The sequence below is a fragment of the Serpentinimonas sp. SSL01 genome, from assembly GCF_056323735.1.
Map to the genome: position 1 here is coordinate 891,471 of NZ_CM150487.1, position 17,200 is coordinate 908,670.

The window sequence follows — 17,200 nt, forward strand, 5'->3', positions numbered from 1 at the left end:
GTGCTTAAGGGCTTAGACCGCGACCGGCGCCTTGATGGCTGGGTGGTGCTGGTAGTCGAGCAGTTCGAAGTCGGCCAGCTCGTAGTCGAAGATCGAAGGCGGGCGGCGCTTGAGCTGCAAGCGCGGGAAAGGGTAGGCCGGGCGGCTGAGTTGCAGCTGCACTTGCTCGAGGTGGTTGTCGTAAATGTGGCAGTCGCCGCCGCACCAGATGAAGTCGCCGGGCTCGAAATCGCACTGCTGCGCCAGCATGTGCGTGAGCAGCGCGTAGCTGGCGAGGTTGAAGGGCACGCCGAGGAACAGATCGGCGCTGCGCTGGTAGAGCTGGCAGCTCAGGCGCGGGCGCCCCTGCGCCGTGGCCGGAGCCACGTAAAACTGAAACAGCACGTGGCAGGGCATGAGCGCCATCTGCGGCAGCGCGGCCACGTTCCAGGCGCTGACCAGCAGGCGGCGGCTGTCGGGGTTGCTTTTGAGCTGTTGCACGAGCTCGGCGATCTGGTCGATCTGGCCGCCCTCGGGGGTGGGCCAGCTGCGCCACTGCACGCCGTAAACCGGCCCGAGGTCGCCGTCGGGGCCGGCCCATTCGTCCCAGATGGTGCAGCCGCGCTCTTGCAGCCAGCGCACGTTGCGCCCGCCCTGCAAAAACCACAGCAGCTCGACGATCACGGCCTTGAGGTACACCTTTTTGGTGGTGACCACGGGCAGGCCTTCGCTCAAATCGAAACGCAGCTGGTGCCCAAACACGCTGCGCGTGCCGGTGCCGGTGCGGTCGCCCTTGGCCACGCCGTGTTGCATGACGTGGCGCAGCAGGTCTTCGTAGGGGGTGCGGATGGGGCGCGGGCTCATGGGGGGGGATTATCCGGCAAGGGCCGCGCCAGCACCCGCCCGGGGTTGAGCAAGCCCTGTGGGTCCAGCGCCTGCTTGATCTGGCGCATCAGGGTCAGCGCTTGCACGTCTTTGTAGCGCGGCAGGGTGGCGGCGCGCAAGGTGCCGATGCCGTGCTCGGCGCTGATCGAGCCGCCGTGGCTCTGCACGCAGTCGAACACCAGCGCGTTGATGCGCGCCTCGTGCAGGCGCAAAAAGGCGGCGGCGTCGGCCCCGGCGGGGCACTGCACATTGAAGTGCAGGTTGCCGTCGCCCAGATGGCCAAAGTTGACCAAGCGCGCACCCGGCAGGGTCTGCGCCAGCAGGGCCTCGGCCTCGGCGCAAAAGGCGGGGATGCGCGAGATCGGCAGGCTGATGTCGTGCTTGGCGTTGAGCCCTTCTTGCGCTTGCGCCAGCGGGATGCTCTCGCGCACGTGCCAGAGCCGCTGCGCCTGCGCCAGCGATTCGGCCAGCACGGCATCGCCAGCGCAACCCTGCTGCAGCGCGCTTTGCAGCAAGGACTGCAAGCGGGCCTGCATCTGCGTTTCAGAGTCCGCGCTTTCGCTCAGCTCGATCAGCACGCAGTAGGGCCAATCGGGCCACAGCGGCGGGCGCAGCGCGGGCAGGTGCTGCGCCACCAGTTGCAGCGCCAGTTGGCCCATGAGCTCAAAGCCGCTCAAGCCCGGACCCAGCGTGCGCTGCGCCAGCGCCAGCAGCTCCAGCGCAGCGGGCAGCGAGGGCACGCCCACCCAGGCGCAGCCTTGGGCCGCCGGTTGCGGCTGCAGCTTGAGCGTGGCGGCGGTGATGATGCCTAGCGTGCCTTCGCTGCCGATGTAGAGGTGGCGCAGGTCGTAGCCGGTGTTGTCTTTGCGCAGGCCGCTCAGCCCGTGCCAGATGGCGCCATCGGGGCACACCACTTCGAGCCCCAGACACAGATCGCGTGCGTTGCCAAAGCGCAGCACCTGGGTGCCGCCGGCGTTGGTGGCCAGATTGCCGCCGATGGTGCAGCTGCCCTCCGAAGCCAAGCTCAGCGGCAGCCACAGGCCGGCCTCGGCTGCGGCCTGCTGCGCCGTTTGCAGCACGCAGCCGGCCTCGAGCGTGAGGCTGTGGTTGGCCACATCGAGGGCGCGGATGCGGTTCAGGCGCCGGGTGCACAGCAGCACCTCGGTGCCGCTGGGGTCGGGCACGCCGCCCAGCACCAGCCCGGTGTTGCCGCCTTGGGGCACGATCGGGGCCCCGGCGGCGGCGCAGGCGCGCACCACGGCCGCCACTTGCGCCGTGCTGCCCGGGCGCACCACGGCGCGCGCGCGCCCGCGCTGGCGGCCGCGCCAGTCGCGCTCGAAGGGCTCGAGTTCGGCTGCTGGCGCGTCGGGGGCCAGCACGTGGGCGGCGCCGACGCAGGCGCGCAGGGCCTCGAGCAAGGGGTCGGGGGTTGGGCCGCTCATGGGGTGCAGGGGCGGGTCGCCGGGTGGGTTATGGGCCGGATCATGGGCCTGATCATGAACCCGCCGGACCGCCCTTGCGCTGGCCGGGATCGTCCGCGCCGGCCTCGGCTACGCCAGCTCCAGATGCACTTGCCGCCTGAGCTGTTTCCTGAGCCGCCGTCGCATCGCGCATGGCCTTGGCTGCTTGCAGCCGCAGCTTGATGTGCATGGCGCAGGCTGTGAACAGCGCCACGCACAGCAGCACCTGAATCGTGGCCAGCGCTTGCGACCAGCCGGCTTCGGTGGTGGCGCGCACCACGCCCTCGAGGAAGTAGAGCCACACCAGCAGGCTCACCCAGCGGTAGGTGTACATGCGCAGGCGCAGCAGGCCCGGCAGCGGCAGCAGCAGCGGCAGCACCTTGAGCGCCCACCACGAGCCACCCTCGCGCAGCGGTGCCAGCCACAGCTCCCAGGCCAGGCCGAGCACGATCAGCGCCAGCACGCTGGCCACGGCGATGAACCGCGTGCGCCGCGCAGCAGCCGAGGGTGGGGTGGATACGAGCGCGAGGTGCGCGGCAGTGCCGTCGAAATCGGGGGAGGGGCTTGGGTTCATGGAGTGGGGCAAAGACGGTGGCATGATAGCGCCATGCGGGCATCCAAACTGTCATCTGGGGCCATGGGCGCGGCCCAAATCTTGCGCCGACCGGCCCAGACCCTGTGGGACGGGCTGCTGCACTTCCCGTGGCGCACCACGGTACAGACGCTGCGCGCGCGCTTTCGCGCCGACGACCTGAGCAACGCTGCCGCCAGTCTGTCGTTCACCACCGCCTTTGCCTTGGTGCCTTTCATCACCGTGGCGCTGGCCGTGTTCAGCCTGTTTCCGGCCTTTGCCCGCGTCGAGCTGCAGGTGCGCCAGTGGCTGCTCAGCGGCCTGATTCCGCCGCACATCGCCGAGCCCATGGCGCAGTACCTGTCGCAGTTTTCGGCCCACGCCACACAGATGGGCGTGGTCGGGGCGGTGGGGCTGCTGCTCACGGTGCTGGTGATGGTCTGGTCGATCGACCTCAAGCTCAATGAAATCTGGCGCGTGCGCCGCATGCGCTCGTTCATGCAGCGGCTGCTGATCTATTGGAGCCTGCTGACGCTGGGCCCGTTGCTCATCGGCCTGAGCCTGAGCCTGAGCTCGTATGCGCTCTCGGTCTCGCAGGGCTGGGTGCAGGGCGTGCACGGGCTGCTGTTTACGCTGCTGGAGGGGCTGGAGTTTGCGGTGATCGTGCTGGCCATCGGGGCCATGTTTCGCTACGTGCCCAACGCCAGCGTGCGCTGGAGCCATGCGCTCGCCGGCGGCCTGTTTGCGGCCCTTGGGGTCGAGCTGGTCAAGGGCCTGCTGGCTTGGTATCTGGTGGCCATGCCCACGCTCTCGCTGCTCTATGGCACGCTGGCCACGCTGCCCATTTTGCTGTTCTGGGTCTATCTGGTGTGGGTGATCGTGCTGCTGGGCGCGGTGGTGGCGGCTTATCTGCCCAGCCTGCTGGCCGGGGTGGCGCGGCGCGGCGACGCACCGGGCTGGCACATGCAACTGGCGCTGGAGGCGCTGGCGCAGCTGCAGCTCGAGCGCCAAGCCGGGGGGCGCGGCCTGCCGCTGGACGCGCTGGCAGGAAGGCTGCGCGTCGATACGCTGCAGCTCGAAGCCCCGCTGGAGGCGCTGCAGGCGCTCGACTGGGTCGGGCGGCTCGACGAAGGCGGTGAGCGCTTCGTATTGTTGGTCGATCCGGTGCAGACCGCTGCCTCGCCGCTGCTGCAAAGCCTGCTGCTGCCGGTCGCGCCCAGCACGCTGGCGCTGTGGCAGCGCAGCCGCTGGAGCGAGGCGCGGCTGGCCGATCTGCTGCCGCAGCACGGTGTCTGATCAGGGCGCCTGATCACGGCACCTGTTCAGGGTGGCGGCAGGTAGCCGCGCAGGCCTTGCAGCACCGCCTCGGGGGCTTCGCTCATCAGGGCGTGGCCTGCGGGCAGACGCAGCACGCGGCTGCCCGTTGGGGCGGCGTCGATCAAACTTTGCGCCGCTTTGGGTGGCGTCATCTGGTCGTGCTGGCCCAAAATGAACAACACCGGGCGGCTCAGGCGCTGCAGCGCTTGCAGGCCTTGGTCGTAGCGGTCGCAGGCCGCAAAGCCCCGTTGCAGCAGGTTGGTTTGGGGGTTGCTGGCCAGCACGCGGCGCATCAGGGCGCGCGCGCAGCCGCGCAGCCACGTGCCGGGGCCGAGCACCGACGGCCCGCTGGCCAAGCTGCTGTGGCTGTACTGGTTGATGCGCTCGATGGCTTGCAGCGGCTGCTCTTGCGCTTGCTGCAGCAGGGCGGGCGCGACGCGCATGGGGTAGGCGCTGCCCACCAGCGCCAAGTGGCTGATCCGCTGCGGCGCCGTGGCGCTGGCGTGCAGCGCGATCAGCGAGCCCCAGCTGTGCCCGACCAGCGCCGCTTGCTCGATCTGCAGCGCATCCAGCAGCGCCAGCACGCTGGCGGCGGCTTCCTCCACGCTCGCCGGCGCCGCGCCGCCGCTGCGGCCGTGGCCAGGCAGGTCGATGGCCAGCACGTTGAAGCCGTGGTGCGCGAGGTAGCGGCTTTGCAAAATCCAGACGCTGTGGTCGTTGAGCACGCCGTGGATGAAGACCACGGTCGGGCGCTGCGGCGCCAAGGGGCGGCCGCCGGTGTAGGCGTACAGGGGGCCGCTGGGCAGGTCGATCAACATGGTTTTAGCCTCCTGCCTTTTCTGCCACCTTGAGGGCGCGCTTGAGGTCGTCGATCAGGTCGGCTGGGTCTTCGAGCCCGATCGACAGCCGGATGGTGCCGGCGCCGATGCTGGCCGCCGCCAGTTCGGCGTCGTTGAGGCGAAAGTGGGTGGTGCTGGCCGGGTGGATGACGAGGCTGCGGCAGTCGCCCACATTGGCCAGGTGGCTGAATAGCTGCAGCGCCTCGATGAAGGCGCGGCCTTGGGCGCGGCTGCCCTTGAGGTCGAAGCTGAACACGCTGCCGGCGCCGCGCGGCAGCAGCCGCTGGGCCAGCGCGTGGCTGGGGTGCGACTCGAGCAGCGGGTGCCCAACCCGGCCCACGAAGGGGTGGCGCGCCAAAAACTGCACCACCTCGGCGGTGTTGCTGATGTGGCGCGCCATGCGCAGCGGCAGGGTTTCGATGCCTTGCAAGATCAGCCAGGCGCTGTGCGGGCTCAGGCAGGCGCCGAAGTCGCGCAGCCCCTCGCGGCGGGCGCGCAACAAAAAAGCGCCGACCGTGGATTCTTCGCTGAAGACCATGTCGTGAAAGCCGGCGTAGGGCGCGCACAGCTCGGGGTGGCGCCCGGCGCGCTCCCAGTCGAAGCTGCCGCCATCGACCAGCACGCCGCCGATCACGGTGCCGTGGCCGCTCAGAAACTTGGTGGCCGAGTGCAGCACCAGGTCGGCGCCCAGCGCCAGCGGCTGCATCAGCCACGGGGTGGTGAGCGTGCTGTCGAGCAGCAGCGGCAGGCCGGCGTCGTGCGCGATCTGCGCCACGGCGGGCACGTCGAGCACGTCCAGCCCCGGGTTGCCCAGCGTCTCGCCAAACAACAGCCGGGTATTGGGGCGCACGGCGGCGCGCCAGCCATCGAGGTCGGCCGGTGCCACGAAGGTGGTTTCGATGCCAAAGCGGCGCAGCGTGTGTTGCAGCAGGTTGTGGCTGCCGCCGTAGAGCGCGCTCGAGGCCACCAGATGCCCCCCAGCGCCCGTCAGGGTGGCCACCGCCAGATGCAGCGCCGCCTGCCCGCTGGCGGTGGCAATGGCCCCGATGCCGCCTTCGAGCGCGGCCACGCGCTGCTCGAGCACGGCGTTGGTCGGGTTGCTGATGCGGCTATAGACGTGGCCGGCGCGCTCGAGGTTGAACAGCGCCGCCGCGTGGTCGCAAGACTCGAACACGAACGAGGTGCTCAGGTGGATCGGCAGCGCGCGGGCACCGGTGCCGGGGTCGGGGGCGGCGCCGGCGTGCAGGGTCAGGGTGTCGAAACCGGGGTCGGCGGGGCCACTCATGGGGGTTTGTCCTCGGGTCGGGTTTGCGGGGGGTGATCTGCGCCCCATTGTGGGCTATATTTGAGCCCGAGCCGGGGTCGGCCCATACAGGAGTTTAGCGATGAAGGTCAGCGACATTTTGCGCGTCAAGGGCGGTACGCTCTACACCATTTCCCCCGACGCACCCCTAAGCCAAGCGGTGCAGACCATGGCCGAGCTCGACATCGGTTCGCTGGCCGTGATGGAATACGGCGAGCTGGTGGGCATGCTCACCTTTCGCGAGGTGCTGCACACGGTGGCGCGCAACGGCGGCAACTGCGGCACCGGCAGCGTGCGCGCGGTGATGGACGACCACCCCATGAGCTGCACCAGCCAGACCGACCTCGAGCAGGTGCGGCCGCTGATGCTGCAAAAGCACTCCCGCTACATGCCGGTGATGGACGAGCGCATGCTCATGGGCGTGATCAGCTTCTACGACGTGGCCAAGGCGGTGGTGGAAGCGCAAAACTTCGAAAACAAAATGCTCAAGGCCTACATCCGCGACTGGCCCGAGGAAGAAGCGCAGCCGGCCGATAAGGCCTAAGAGGCTGGGAAGCGGGAGCCATTGGCTCTGCACCCGCAATCCGGGATAATCTGCCCGCATGAGCGGCAACACCTTCGGCACCCTGTTTTGCGTCACCAACTTTGGTGAATCCCACGGCCCGGCCATCGGCTGCGTGATCGACGGCTGCCCGCCGGGCATGCCCTTGAGCGAGGCCGACATTCAGCCCGAGCTGGATCGGCGCCGCCCCGGCACCAGCGCCTTTGTGACGCAGCGCAAAGAGCCCGACCAGGTGCAGATCCTCAGCGGCGTCTATCAAGGCCAGACCACCGGCACCCCGATCGCGCTGTTGATCCCCAATGCCGACGCGCGCAGCAAAGACTACGGCGAGATCGTCCAGACCTTCCGTCCCGGCCACGCCGACTACAGCTACTGGCGCAAATACGGTCTGCGCGACCCGCGCGGTGGTGGCCGCTCGTCGGCGCGCCTGACCGCGCCCACGGTGGCCGCCGGGGCCGTGGCCAAAAAGTGGCTGCAGCAGCAGCACGGCATTGCTTTTCGCGGCTGCCTGACGGCGCTGGGCGCGCTCGAAATCCCCTTCGAGGGCTGGGAGCACGTGGGGCACAACCCGTTTTTTGCCCCGGTCTCGGATGTGTCGGCGCTGGAGCAGTACCTGCACGACTTGCGCAAGCGCGGTGACTCTTGCGGGGCGCGGCTGCGCGTGAGCGCGCAAGGGGTGCCAGCCGGGCTGGGCCAGCCGATTTACGACAAGCTCGACGCCGACATCGCTTACGCCATGATGGGCCTCAACGCCGTCAAAGGGGTGGAGATCGGGGCCGGTTTTGGCTGTGTGGCCGATCTGGGCAGCACGCACGGCGACGCGCTCACGGCGGCCGGCTTCGTTGGCAACAAGGCCGGGGGCGTGCTGGGCGGCATCAGCAGCGGCCAAGACATCGAGGTCGCGCTGGCGATCAAGCCCACCAGCTCGATTTTGCTGCCGCGGCCTTCGATCGACATGCAAGGCCAGCCGACCGAAGTGCTCACCAAGGGCCGCCACGACCCCTGCGTGGGCCTGCGTGCGGTGCCGATTGCCGAGGCCTTGCTGGCGCTGGTGCTGATGGACCACGCGCTGCGCCACCGTGCCCAGTGCGGCGATGTGCGGCTGGAGCAGGGGCCGATTGCGGCGGCGGCACCGGCGCCGGGTTGAGCGCTTTTGCGCCTGTGGCTCAGGCCCCGCCAGCCCCGTATTTGCGCACCAGCGCCTCGAGCGCGATCTGGTAGCCCTCGACCCCGAAGCCGATCACGATCCCGGCCGCGGCAGGCGAGAGGTACGAATGTTGCCGGAAGGGTTCGCGCGCGTGCACGTTCGAGATGTGGCATTCGATCACCGGCAGCTGGGGCACGCCCTTGACCGCGTCGTGCAGCGCCACCGAGGTGTGGGTGTAGGCGCCGGGGTTGAACACGCAGCCCAGCGCCAAACCCTCACGTTGCAGGCGACCGTACTCGTGCAGCTTGTCGATCAGCGCACCTTCCCAGTTGCTTTGCAGGCATTCGGCAGCGTAGCCCAACTGGGCGGCGGTGCGCTCGAATGCCGCCTGCACGTCGGCCAGCGTGGTGTGGCCGTAGAGCTCGGGCTCGCGCGTGCCCAGCAGGTTCAGGTTGGGGCCGTTGAGGAGCAGGATTTTTTTCATGGCTCGGATTGTGCTTGGTTTTCGCTGCGTTGGGGAGCGGGCCAGCGCAGGGCGCCGGTGGCCAGCAGCACGCCGAGCAGGATCACGCCGCCGCCGGCCACCATGCTCAGCGTGATCGCCTCACCGAGCAGCAGCGCGCCGTAGATGAGCGCAAAAACCGGGATCAGAAAGGTCACGGTGAGCGCCTTGCTGGCCCCGGCGCGGGCGATCAGGCGAAAAAACAGCAGGTAAGCCAGCGCCGAACACAGCAGCCCGACCGCCACCACCGCGCCCCAAGCACCTAGGCTGGGGGTCTGTGCCGGCCAGAACCAGGCCATGGGCAGCGCCAGCGCCAGCGCCGCCCCGGCTTGGCTGCCGCCGGCGATCACCAGCGGCGGCACGTCGCTCAAATACCGCCGGTGGTGGCTGGCGGCCAGCCCGTAGCACAGCGTGGCCCCTAGGCACGCCAGCACCGCCCAGCCGGTGCCGCCGCCGGCAAAATCGGCCTTGGGCCACGAGAGCAGCAGCACGCCGGCAAAGCCCACCGCCAGCCCCAGCGCGCGCCCGGCCGGTAGGCGCTCGCGCAGCCACAGCCAAGCCACCAGCGCGCCAAAAAGCGGTGTGGTGGCGTTCAAGATGGCCGACAAGCCGGTCGAGATCGACAGCAGCGCCCAAGCAAAGAGCGCAAAGGGCAAGGCCGAGCTCAGCAGCCCCGAAACAAAAATCGCCCCGGCGTGGGTGCGCAGCAGGCGCCAGTGCCCAGCCAGCAGCAGCAGCGGCAACAGCGCCGCCGCCGCCACGCTCACGCGCAGGCCGGCCGTGGCCCAAGGCCCAAACTCGGCCGCGCCCAGCATCATGAACAAAAACGAAGAGCCCCAGAGGGCAGCCAAGAGCAGGAATTCGGCGGCGAGGGGCATGCGCATCGCAGCGATTGTCGCTCATACCCAGCGCCGGTGCTGCGCCACCCGTGCTGCGCCGGCTTTGTGGCAGGGCTTCGCGGGCCCGGCCTTACATGCCCGGCCTCACTTGCCCCACGAATCCTTGAGCGCGGCGATGCGGTTGAACACCAGTTGGCCGGGGCGGTGGTCGTGCCGGTCGGCGACAAAGTAGCCGTGGCGCTCGAACTGAAAGCGCTGCTCGGGCTGCGCCTGCGCCAGCGTGGGCTCGAGCCAAGCCTGGCGCACCTGCAGGCTGTCGGGGTTGAGGGCCTGCAGAAAATCGGCCCCACCGGCTTCGGGCTGGGCGCTGTTGAACAGGCGCTCGTACAGGCGCACCTCGGCGGCCACGGCGTCGGCCGCGGCCACCCAGGTGATGGCGGCCTTGGCCTTGACGCTGTCGGCGCCCGGGCTGCCGCTCTTGGTGCCGGGCAGCAGCACGGCGTGAACTGCGGTCACGTGGCCGCTGGCGTCGGTCTCGAAGCCGGTGCACTCGATCACGTAGGCGCCCTTGAGGCGCACCCGGCTGCCGGGGCTGCACTGGGTGGGATCTTTGGGGTCGGGCTGCGGCGGGTGCAGGCGCTTGTAGCCTTTGGGGGGCATGGGGGCAAAGTCGTCGCGCTCGATCCACAGCTCGCGCCCCAGCAAAAACTGGCGCGGCGCCAGCGCGCTCTGGCCCTCGGGGGTGTGCGGCAGCGCGGGCAGGGTGCAGCTTTCGGTGTGCTCGGGGTTGCCGTGCAGCTCGGCCCAGTTGCTCAGTACCAGCTTGAGCGGATCCAGCACCGCCATGGCCCGGGGCGCGCTGTGCTCCAGGTCATCGCGCAGGCAGCCCTCGAGGCTGGCGTAGTCGATCCAAGAGTCACTCTTGCTCGCGCCGATGCGCTCGGCAAAGAGGCGAATCGCGCTCGGGGTGTAGCCGCGCCGGCGCAGCCCGGCCAAGGTGGGCAGGCGCGGGTCGTCCCAGCCGCGCACGCGGCCCTCATTGACCAGTTGCGCCAGTTTGCGCTTGCTGGTGAGCACGTAGGTGAGGTTGAGACGCGCGAACTCGTACTGGCGCGGCAGCGGGTGTTGCAGCAAGCCGCCTTCGGCCAAGCGCTCGAGCAGCCAGTCGTAAAAGGGGCGCTGGTCTTCAAATTCGAGCGTGCAGATGCTGTGCGTGATTTGCTCGAGCGCGTCTTCGATCGGGTGCGCGTAGGTGTACATCGGGTAGATGCACCAGGCGTCGCCGCTGCGGTGGTGGGTGGCGCGGCGGATGCGGTACAGCGCCGGGTCGCGCAGATTCAGGTTGGGGCTGGCCATGTCGATCTTGGCGCGCAAGACCATGGAGCCGTCGGGGTGCAGGCCGGCGCGCATCTGGCGCAGGCGCTCGAGGTTGTCGGCCGGGCTGCGGCTGCGGTAGGGGCTGTTGGTGCCGGGGCGGTTGAAGTCGCCGCGGTGGGCGCGCATGGCCTCTGCGCTTTGCTCGTCCACGTAGGCGTGCCCAGCCTGCACCAGGTATTCGGCGGCGCGGTACATGAAGTCGAAGTAGTCGCTGGCAAAGTAGCGGTGTTCTTCGATGCGACCGGCGCAGTGGGATTGCCAGTCAAAGCCGAGCCAGCGCACCGCCGCGTCGATGGCATCGACGTATTCCTGCTCCTCTTTTTCGGGGTTGGTGTCGTCGAAGCGCAGGTGGCAGACACCGCCGTAGTCGCGCGCCAGCCCGAAGTTGAGGCAGATGCTTTTGGCGTGCCCAATGTGCAGGTAGCCGTTGGGCTCGGGCGGGAAACGGGTGCGGATGCGCGCCGGGTCGGGCACACCGGCGGCGTGGTGCGCCGCATCGCCAGGGCTGCCGCCCCAGCGCCGGCTGGCGTAGGTGCCGGCTTGCAGGTCGTGCTCAATGATCTGGCGCAGGAAGTTGCTGGGCTTGGCTTCGGGTGCTTGGGGCGCGCTGGCAGTCTGGCTGGCGGGAGGGCTAGCGGGCCGGGTGGGTGGGGCAGGGGGGGCGGCAGGGTGAGAACTCATGGGCCGATTTTAGGGGCTGGGGCACTGCTGGGGTGACTGGGGAGGGCTTGTCGGGCTTGCAGGCTCACGGGTGCAAAGAAGCGTGTGGTGTTAGAATCACGGGTTCCCAACGCTTCGCTGTCCAGGTGGACAGTCGCGTGTCTCAGGCGTTGCGAGGCTTTTTTAGTGGGGCTTGTTCCCCACCCGAAGGATTCAACCATGGTCGTCATTCGACTTTCTCGCGGCGGCGCCAAGGCCCGCCCGTTTTACAGCATCGTCGTGGCCGACAAACGCAGCCGCCGCGATGGCAGCTTCATCGAGCGCATCGGTTTTTACAACCCGGTGGCCACCGGTGGCGAAGAGCCGCTGCGCGTGGCGCAAGACCGCCTCAACTACTGGCTGGGTGTGGGCGCGCAGCCCTCTGACACCGCAGTGCGCCTGTTCAAGCAGGCAGCCAAAGCCGCTGCACCGGCAGCCTAAAGCGCTGGCGCTTCGGCCGCTGGCGTTGCCCTTTAACCCATGGCCGCACTCGCCGGACTAAAGCCCGCGCCGCTGCCCGCAGATGCGGTGGAGTTGGGCCGCATACAGGAGGCGTGGGGCATCAAGGGTTGGGTGCGGCTGCACAGCCACAGCGCCAAGCCCGAGGCCCTGCTGCACGCTTGGCGCTGGTACCTATTGCCGCCCGAAGCCCCTTTCGCTAGGGGCTTTGACGCTTTTGAAGGCAGTGTGGTGGTGCAGGTGCACGGCATCAAGCGCCACGCCGACGGTTTGGTGGCGCAACTGGCCGAAGTGCCCGACCGCAACGCCGCCGAGGCGCTCAAGGGTGCGCGCATCTTGGTCGCGCGCGCCGATTTCCCGGCCGCTGCGTCCGACGACGAGTACTACTGGGTCGATCTGATCGGGCTCGAGGTGGTCAACCGCCAAGGCGAGGCGCTCGGGGTGGTGCGCGATCTGCTCAGCACCGGCCCGCACAGCGTGCTGTGCCTAGAGTACTTGGCCGAGGGCAAAATGGCCGAGCGCCTGATTCCCTTTGTCGCCGCCTACGTCGATGCGGTCGATCTGCCCGCGCGGCGCATCACGGTTGATTGGCAGCTCGATTATTGAGCGCCGCTGCCGCCGTGCAGCGCGCCATGGCCATGCGCTTTGACCTCATCTCCCTGTTCCCAGAGCTCTTTGAGCCCTTCATGCGCCACGGCATCACCAGCCGGGCCTACGAATCGGGGGCCTTGCAGTTGCGTCTGTGGCCCTTGCGCGACTTCGCCGACGGCGCTTACCGGCGTGTGGACGACCGTCCCTTTGGCGGCGGCCCCGGCATGGTGATGCTGGCCGAGCCTTTGCGCCGCTGCTGGGAGGCGATCCGCAGCGAGCGCGCGCAGTTGGGCCTGCCGCTGGGGCCCACGCTGCTGTTTGCGCCGCAGGGCCGGCGGCTCGATCATGCTTTGGTGGCCGAGCAGGCGCAGGGCAGCGGCGCCATTTTGGTGTGCGGGCGCTACGAGGGGATCGACCAGCGCTTCATCGACCAGTGCGTGGATGGCCAGATCAGCTTGGGCGATTTTGTGCTCTCGGGGGGGGAGTTGGCGGCGCTGGCCCTGCTCGACGCCGTGGCGCGGCTGTTGCCCGGCGTGCTCAACGACGCCCAAAGCCACCAGCAAGACAGCTTCAACCCGGCCATCGACGGCTTGCTCGACTGCCCGCATTACACCCGGCCCGAGCGCTGGAGTGGCCCGCTGGGCGAGGCCGAGGTGCCCGAGGTGCTGCTCTCGGGCCACCACGCGCGCATCGAGGCTTGGCGGGCGCAGCAGCGCCTTGCGGCCACCGCACGCCTGCGGCCCGATCTGTGCCCGACTGCGCCGGCGAGCGCGCCGATTGGAGCCGGTCGAGCTTGATCAGGATGCTATAATCAGAGGCTTTCGATCCTCTGGTCGGCCGCCCCATGGTCCATGCAGCGCAGTGCGCTCGGGCCAGCCCAGCTTGGCAGATGCCGTGTTTGGGCTTGGGGCCTTTAGTGCAGCGCGACCACGATCGGTGTTTTAGGAAGCCATGAACCTGATCCAGATCCTCGAGCAAGAGGAAATCGCTCGTCTCAACAAGCAAATCCCCGACTTTTCCCCCGGCGACACGGTGATCGTGCACGTCAACGTGGTTGAAGGCACGCGCAAGCGCGTGCAGGCCTACGAGGGTGTGGTGATCGCGCGCCGCAACCGTGGCCTGAATTCGGGCTTCATCGTGCGCAAAATCTCCAACGGCGAAGGCGTGGAACGCACCTTCCCGCTGTATAGCCCACGCATCGAGCGCATCGAAGTCAAGCGCCGCGGTGCCGTGCGCCGCGCCAAGCTCTACTACCTGCGCCAGCGCAGCGGCAAGTCGGCGCGCATCAAAGAAAAGCTCGGCGCTTAAGCGCCGCTGCACAACGCGCGTCCCGCTCAAAAATAGGGCGCGAGCCTGCAAACCAAGCGCATCATGGGGCCCATCCAGCAACCGCTGCTGCCACCCGACGATGCGCTGCGCCGCCAGCTGCACGACGAGGTGCATGCGCGCCCGCCGGCGCGGATCGCCTTGCCGGCGGCAGTGCTGTATGTGTCGCTGTTCACCGACGGCGTGAGCCGTCAGGCCGAACTCGATGCCTTGCGTCTTTTGCCGGGGCAAGGCGACCTGTGCCTAGACGACTTGCGGGACAATTTTCTGCGCCTGATGCTGCCCGGTTACACCCTCAAGTGGGAGCGCCACGCCGAATTTACGCGCTATTCGGTGGTGCAATCGCAGGCCGATGCCGCAGCCGACTGGTTTGCCTCCGACCACTGGGGCGCGCACCACGTTCTGCCGCCAGGCTGGCTGGCGCAGCTGTCGGGGCGCACCTTCTGCGCCATCGAGCTGGCCTTGCTGCAGGGCGACCCGGATCGGGCACAGCTGCTGTTGGCTCAGGCACGCGACGCGCTCGGCGAGCACACGCTGGCGGCCTCGGTCATGGGCAACCAGTCGCATTCGCTGCTGGTGACCGACTGTAAACTGCGCGACAACGGTTTTTAGCGCGTGTTGGTCTATGCCGCCGCGCACACGTCCGAGACCCGCGTCGGCCGCATCGCCCAGCGCCTGCTCGAAGTCGAGACCTACCGCCTGATGGCCCTGCGCGGCCTGCCGGTGGCCAAGACGCTGGGACCCGAACTGGCGCTGGCCGAAGCCCAGTTGGCGCAGATCACCGCTGACCTCGAGCACAGCGAGCGCTCCGACCAAGCCCTGCTCGACGCCCTGGTGACGCTGGCGGCCGGGGTCGAAAAAGCCATCGCGCAGTATTCGTTTCGCTTTTCGGCCTCGCGCGCCTACCACAACCTGGTGGAGCAGCGCATCGCCGAGTTGCGCGAGGCGCCCATCCCCGGCACCCAGACCTTGGGCGAGTTCATGCGCCGCCGGCTGGCGCCCGCCATGGCCACGGTGGCGGCGACCGAGCTGCGCCTGAACACGCTCTCGGAGCGGGTGTCGCGCGCCAGCGCCTTGCTGCGCACGCGGGTCGATATCGCCACCGAAGGCCAAAACCAGCAGCTGCTGGAGAAACTCACCCGCGGCCAAGCCATGCAACTGCGCTTGCAGTCCACCGTCGAGGGTTTGTCGATCGCGGCCATTTCGTATTACATCATCAGCCTGCTGTTGTACGGGGCCAAGGCAATCGAGTCGGCGGGCGTGCCCATACAGCCCAATATCGCGGTGGGTGCGCTGATTCCGGTGGTGCTCTACGGCGTTTGGCGCACTGTGCGGCGCATCCACCAAAAGCTGCACGCGGCCGAGTAAAGCGCGCAGCGTGGGCCACGCGCTTTGGCTTCGCAGGTGCGCCCTAGCCCAGCATATCGGCCCAGATGTTTTTCGCCCAGCCAATGGCATAGACGCCTTCCAACGCGCTGGGCGCCGGAGACACGCCACCCGAGCCCGGCACCACCAGCATGGTGCGCTGTTGCGCGTCCCAGCGGTGCACGCTGGCCACGTGCATGGCGTCGGTGTCGTTGATGAAGCTGTAGCAGGTGTTGGCCACGATGGGCATGGAAGGCACCGGCTGACCGAGCAGCAGCGACATCACTGCGGCGGCACACACCTTGCCGTGTTGGTTGGCCATGTGGCCCGATTTGGGCATGCCGGCCGAGGTTTGAATCGCGTCGCCGAGCACGTGCACGTGCGGCACGGCGATCGATTCGTAGCTTAAGAAGTTGACTTCGCACCAGCGCCGGTTCACGGTCGCAAGGCCGGTGTTTACTGCCAGGTCGGCAGCGCGCATGGGCGGCAAGACGTTGGCCACGGTGGCGCGAAAGTCCTCTTGCACCTCGAATTTCAAGGTGTTGGTGCTGGCATCGACGTCGAGCAGGGTGTGGCCAGGCCGGTATTCGATGTGATTGGGGAAGTTTTGCTGGAACACGCGCGTGAACAGGCCGCGCTTGGATTGGATTTCGGGGTTGGCATCAAAGATGATGACCTTGCTGCGCGGCTTGGATTGCTGAAAGTAGTTGGCCACTAGGCAGGCGCGCTCGAAGGGGCCGGGTGGGCAGCGGTAGGGCACCGCCGGGATGGCGAGCGCATAGACGCCGCCGTCTGGCATGGCTTCGAGCTGGCGCCGCAGAGCCTGGGTTTGCTCGCCGGCTTTCCAGGCGTGCAGCACGCGCGCCTTGGCTTCGGCCGAGGCCATGCCGGGCAGGGCATCCCACATGAAGTCGATACCGGGCGAGACGATCAGGCGGTCGTAGCCGATTTCGCTGCCGCCGGCGAGCTGCACCGTGTGCCGCGCGGGGTCGATGCGGTTGACGCGGTCGCGCACCACCTGCACGCCGTGGTGCTGCTGCAAGTTGGCGTAGCTGTGGGTGATGAAGCCCATGTCGCGCTGGCCGCCGATGACCAAGTTGGACATCGGGCAGGAGATGAAGTTGGCGTTGGGCTCGATCAGCGTCACACGCACCTTGCCCTCGGAAAACAAGCGAAGGTATTTGGCGGCGGTGGCCCCGCCAAAGCCGCCGCCTACCACCACCACATGGGGCGCGCGGGCGCTCGCGGGGGGCGTGGCGCAAGCGCTCAGGAGACTGACAGAACCCAAAGCGCCAGCGGCGCTGAGGTTTTGGACGAATTGACGGCGTTGCATGGTGAAGGCTCCTTTTTAGCGCGGCAGGGCGGCAAAATAACCAGCGATGGCGGCGATCTGCTCGTCGCTGTAGCCGCGGGCGTGGTGGTGCATGATGGTGGCCGGAACGCGTCCAGTCTTGAAGCCTTGCATCTTGCGGATCATGTCGTCGCGGGGCATCCCGGCCAGCGAGGGCATGCCGGGCTGGGCACGGCCTGCGGTGCCGTGGCAAGCCATGCAGGTGGTGGCCCAAACGCGGATCTGCAACGCGCTGGGGGGCTGGGCGGGCGCGGCGACAGTGGTGGTTGCGTTGGCGGCTGCCGGGGGCGCAGCGGGTGCTTGAGCTTGGGCGATAAGCGCCGCAGCGCCGAGCAGGCCCGAGGTGAGCAGCAGAGCAAAGGGTTTCATGGGGGCAGACTCCTTGGGGTGTAAACGGCAAAGCAAGGTGATCGAGCGCCACCGATAGGCGGTGCAGGCGTCTCTGGCTTCTGAAAAAATTCGGGGGCTGGCATCGCGAGCGAGGGCCACCGATGCATTATGCGAGCCCGTGACGGGCAACGGTGCGCCCGAAGTTCGAATAATACGCTCTGATGTTATGCGACTGGCGCATAAAGACAGGTGGGGCGGCGCGCAAGGCTTAAGACTCGAGCACCAAGGTTCGAGCCCT

At 68.2% G+C, this 17,200-nt stretch carries 17 protein-coding genes and 1 pseudogene; 8 read left to right on the top strand and 10 right to left on the bottom strand.

Annotation, left to right across the window (positions count from 1 at the left end; genetic code table 11):
* Window positions 1-12: 12 nt before the first annotated feature.
* Genes ACVMK0_RS04305 through ACVMK0_RS04315 form a run of 3 tightly spaced genes read right to left on the bottom strand, consistent with a single transcriptional unit; the run spans window position 13 to window position 2,898 of the window.
* Window positions 13-843, bottom strand: a complete 831-nt coding sequence (locus ACVMK0_RS04305) for a thymidylate synthase (RefSeq protein WP_045535307.1) — start codon at window positions 841-843, stop codon at window positions 13-15.
* A complete protein-coding gene (locus ACVMK0_RS04310) occupies window positions 840-2,306 on the bottom strand; it encodes an FAD-binding oxidoreductase (RefSeq protein WP_476464420.1) in 1,467 nt (488 codons plus the stop codon). The genes ACVMK0_RS04305 and ACVMK0_RS04310 overlap by 4 nt, the downstream gene beginning before the upstream one ends.
* A gap of 52 nt (window positions 2,307-2,358) precedes the next feature.
* Window positions 2,359-2,898 carry a DUF2069 domain-containing protein gene (locus ACVMK0_RS04315; protein WP_250960004.1) on the bottom strand — a complete coding sequence of 180 codons (540 nt, stop codon included), beginning with the start codon at window positions 2,896-2,898 and terminating at the stop codon, window positions 2,359-2,361.
* A gap of 63 nt (window positions 2,899-2,961) precedes the next feature.
* Between ACVMK0_RS04315 and ACVMK0_RS04320 the strand changes: the two genes are divergently transcribed.
* On the top strand, window positions 2,962-4,191 hold the full coding sequence (locus ACVMK0_RS04320; RefSeq protein ID WP_476464421.1) for a YihY family inner membrane protein: 1,230 nt from the start codon (window positions 2,962-2,964) through the stop codon (window positions 4,189-4,191).
* A 26-nt stretch (window positions 4,192-4,217) separates the two neighbouring features.
* Here ACVMK0_RS04320 and ACVMK0_RS04325 read toward each other — a convergent pair whose 3' ends face one another.
* Both ACVMK0_RS04325 and ACVMK0_RS04330 read right to left on the bottom strand, forming a co-directional pair.
* Window positions 4,218-5,030: an alpha/beta fold hydrolase gene (locus tag ACVMK0_RS04325; protein WP_476464422.1), complete on the bottom strand. Its 813-nt coding sequence runs from the start codon at window positions 5,028-5,030 to the stop codon at window positions 4,218-4,220.
* A 4-nt stretch (window positions 5,031-5,034) separates the two neighbouring features.
* Window positions 5,035-6,336: an O-acetylhomoserine aminocarboxypropyltransferase gene (locus ACVMK0_RS04330; RefSeq protein WP_045535315.1), complete on the bottom strand. Its 1,302-nt coding sequence runs from the start codon at window positions 6,334-6,336 to the stop codon at window positions 5,035-5,037.
* 100 nt (window positions 6,337-6,436) lie between these two features.
* Between ACVMK0_RS04330 and ACVMK0_RS04335 the strand changes: the two genes are divergently transcribed.
* Together ACVMK0_RS04335 and aroC are read left to right on the top strand one after the other, a co-directional pair.
* A complete protein-coding gene (locus tag ACVMK0_RS04335; RefSeq protein WP_045535317.1) occupies window positions 6,437-6,898 on the top strand; it encodes a CBS domain-containing protein in 462 nt (153 codons plus the stop codon).
* Window positions 6,899-6,956: 58 nt separating this feature from the next.
* Complete coding sequence (gene aroC, locus ACVMK0_RS04340) at window positions 6,957-8,063, top strand: chorismate synthase (protein ID WP_476464423.1); 1,107 nt, start codon at window positions 6,957-6,959, stop codon at window positions 8,061-8,063.
* A 19-nt stretch (window positions 8,064-8,082) separates the two neighbouring features.
* On the opposite strand, the gene aroQ is transcribed toward aroC, so the two are convergent.
* From aroQ to ACVMK0_RS04355, 3 genes are all read right to left on the bottom strand, one after another.
* Window positions 8,083-8,547 carry a type II 3-dehydroquinate dehydratase gene (gene aroQ / locus ACVMK0_RS04345; protein ID WP_045535319.1) on the bottom strand — a complete coding sequence of 155 codons (465 nt, stop codon included), beginning with the start codon at window positions 8,545-8,547 and terminating at the stop codon, window positions 8,083-8,085.
* Window positions 8,544-9,449, bottom strand: coding sequence for a DMT family transporter (locus ACVMK0_RS04350; protein WP_045535320.1), 906 nt, complete (start codon window positions 9,447-9,449; stop codon window positions 8,544-8,546). Before ACVMK0_RS04350 ends, aroQ begins: the two co-directional genes overlap by 4 nt.
* Window positions 9,450-9,548: 99 nt before the next feature.
* On the bottom strand, window positions 9,549-11,462 hold the full coding sequence (locus ACVMK0_RS04355) for a glutamine--tRNA ligase/YqeY domain fusion protein (protein WP_476464424.1): 1,914 nt from the start codon (window positions 11,460-11,462) through the stop codon (window positions 9,549-9,551).
* 198 nt (window positions 11,463-11,660) lie between these two features.
* Between ACVMK0_RS04355 and rpsP the strand changes: the two genes are divergently transcribed.
* The 5 genes and pseudogenes from rpsP to ACVMK0_RS04380 all read left to right on the top strand — a co-directional run bounded on the left by rpsP (window position 11,661) and on the right by ACVMK0_RS04380 (window position 15,224).
* On the top strand, window positions 11,661-11,921 hold the full coding sequence (gene rpsP, locus ACVMK0_RS04360) for a 30S ribosomal protein S16 (protein WP_476464425.1): 261 nt from the start codon (window positions 11,661-11,663) through the stop codon (window positions 11,919-11,921).
* Window positions 11,922-11,960: 39 nt separating this feature from the next.
* Entirely contained in the window at window positions 11,961-12,545 is a 585-nt protein-coding gene (gene rimM / locus ACVMK0_RS04365; protein WP_476464426.1) for a ribosome maturation factor RimM, read from the top strand.
* Window positions 12,546-12,577: 32 nt separating this feature from the next.
* Window positions 12,578-13,327 (top strand): tRNA (guanosine(37)-N1)-methyltransferase TrmD, encoded by a 750-nt coding sequence (gene trmD / locus ACVMK0_RS04370; RefSeq protein WP_045537606.1) that lies wholly within the window; start codon window positions 12,578-12,580, stop codon window positions 13,325-13,327.
* A 154-nt stretch (window positions 13,328-13,481) separates the two neighbouring features.
* The gene (gene rplS, locus ACVMK0_RS04375) at window positions 13,482-13,838 is read left to right on the top strand and encodes a 50S ribosomal protein L19 (protein WP_029461492.1); all 357 of its coding nucleotides are present in this window, start codon (window positions 13,482-13,484) and stop codon (window positions 13,836-13,838) included.
* Window positions 13,839-13,901: 63 nt separating this feature from the next.
* A pseudogene (locus ACVMK0_RS04380) lies at window positions 13,902-15,224 on the top strand (DUF3422 family protein).
* A gap of 43 nt (window positions 15,225-15,267) precedes the next feature.
* Here ACVMK0_RS04380 and ACVMK0_RS04385 read toward each other — a convergent pair.
* The gene (locus tag ACVMK0_RS04385) at window positions 15,268-16,554 is read right to left on the bottom strand and encodes an FCSD flavin-binding domain-containing protein (protein WP_476464427.1); all 1,287 of its coding nucleotides are present in this window, start codon (window positions 16,552-16,554) and stop codon (window positions 15,268-15,270) included.
* 15 nt (window positions 16,555-16,569) lie between these two features.
* Window positions 16,570-16,941 (bottom strand): c-type cytochrome, encoded by a 372-nt coding sequence (locus ACVMK0_RS04390; protein WP_476464428.1) that lies wholly within the window; start codon window positions 16,939-16,941, stop codon window positions 16,570-16,572.
* Window positions 16,942-17,200 lie beyond the last annotated feature (259 nt).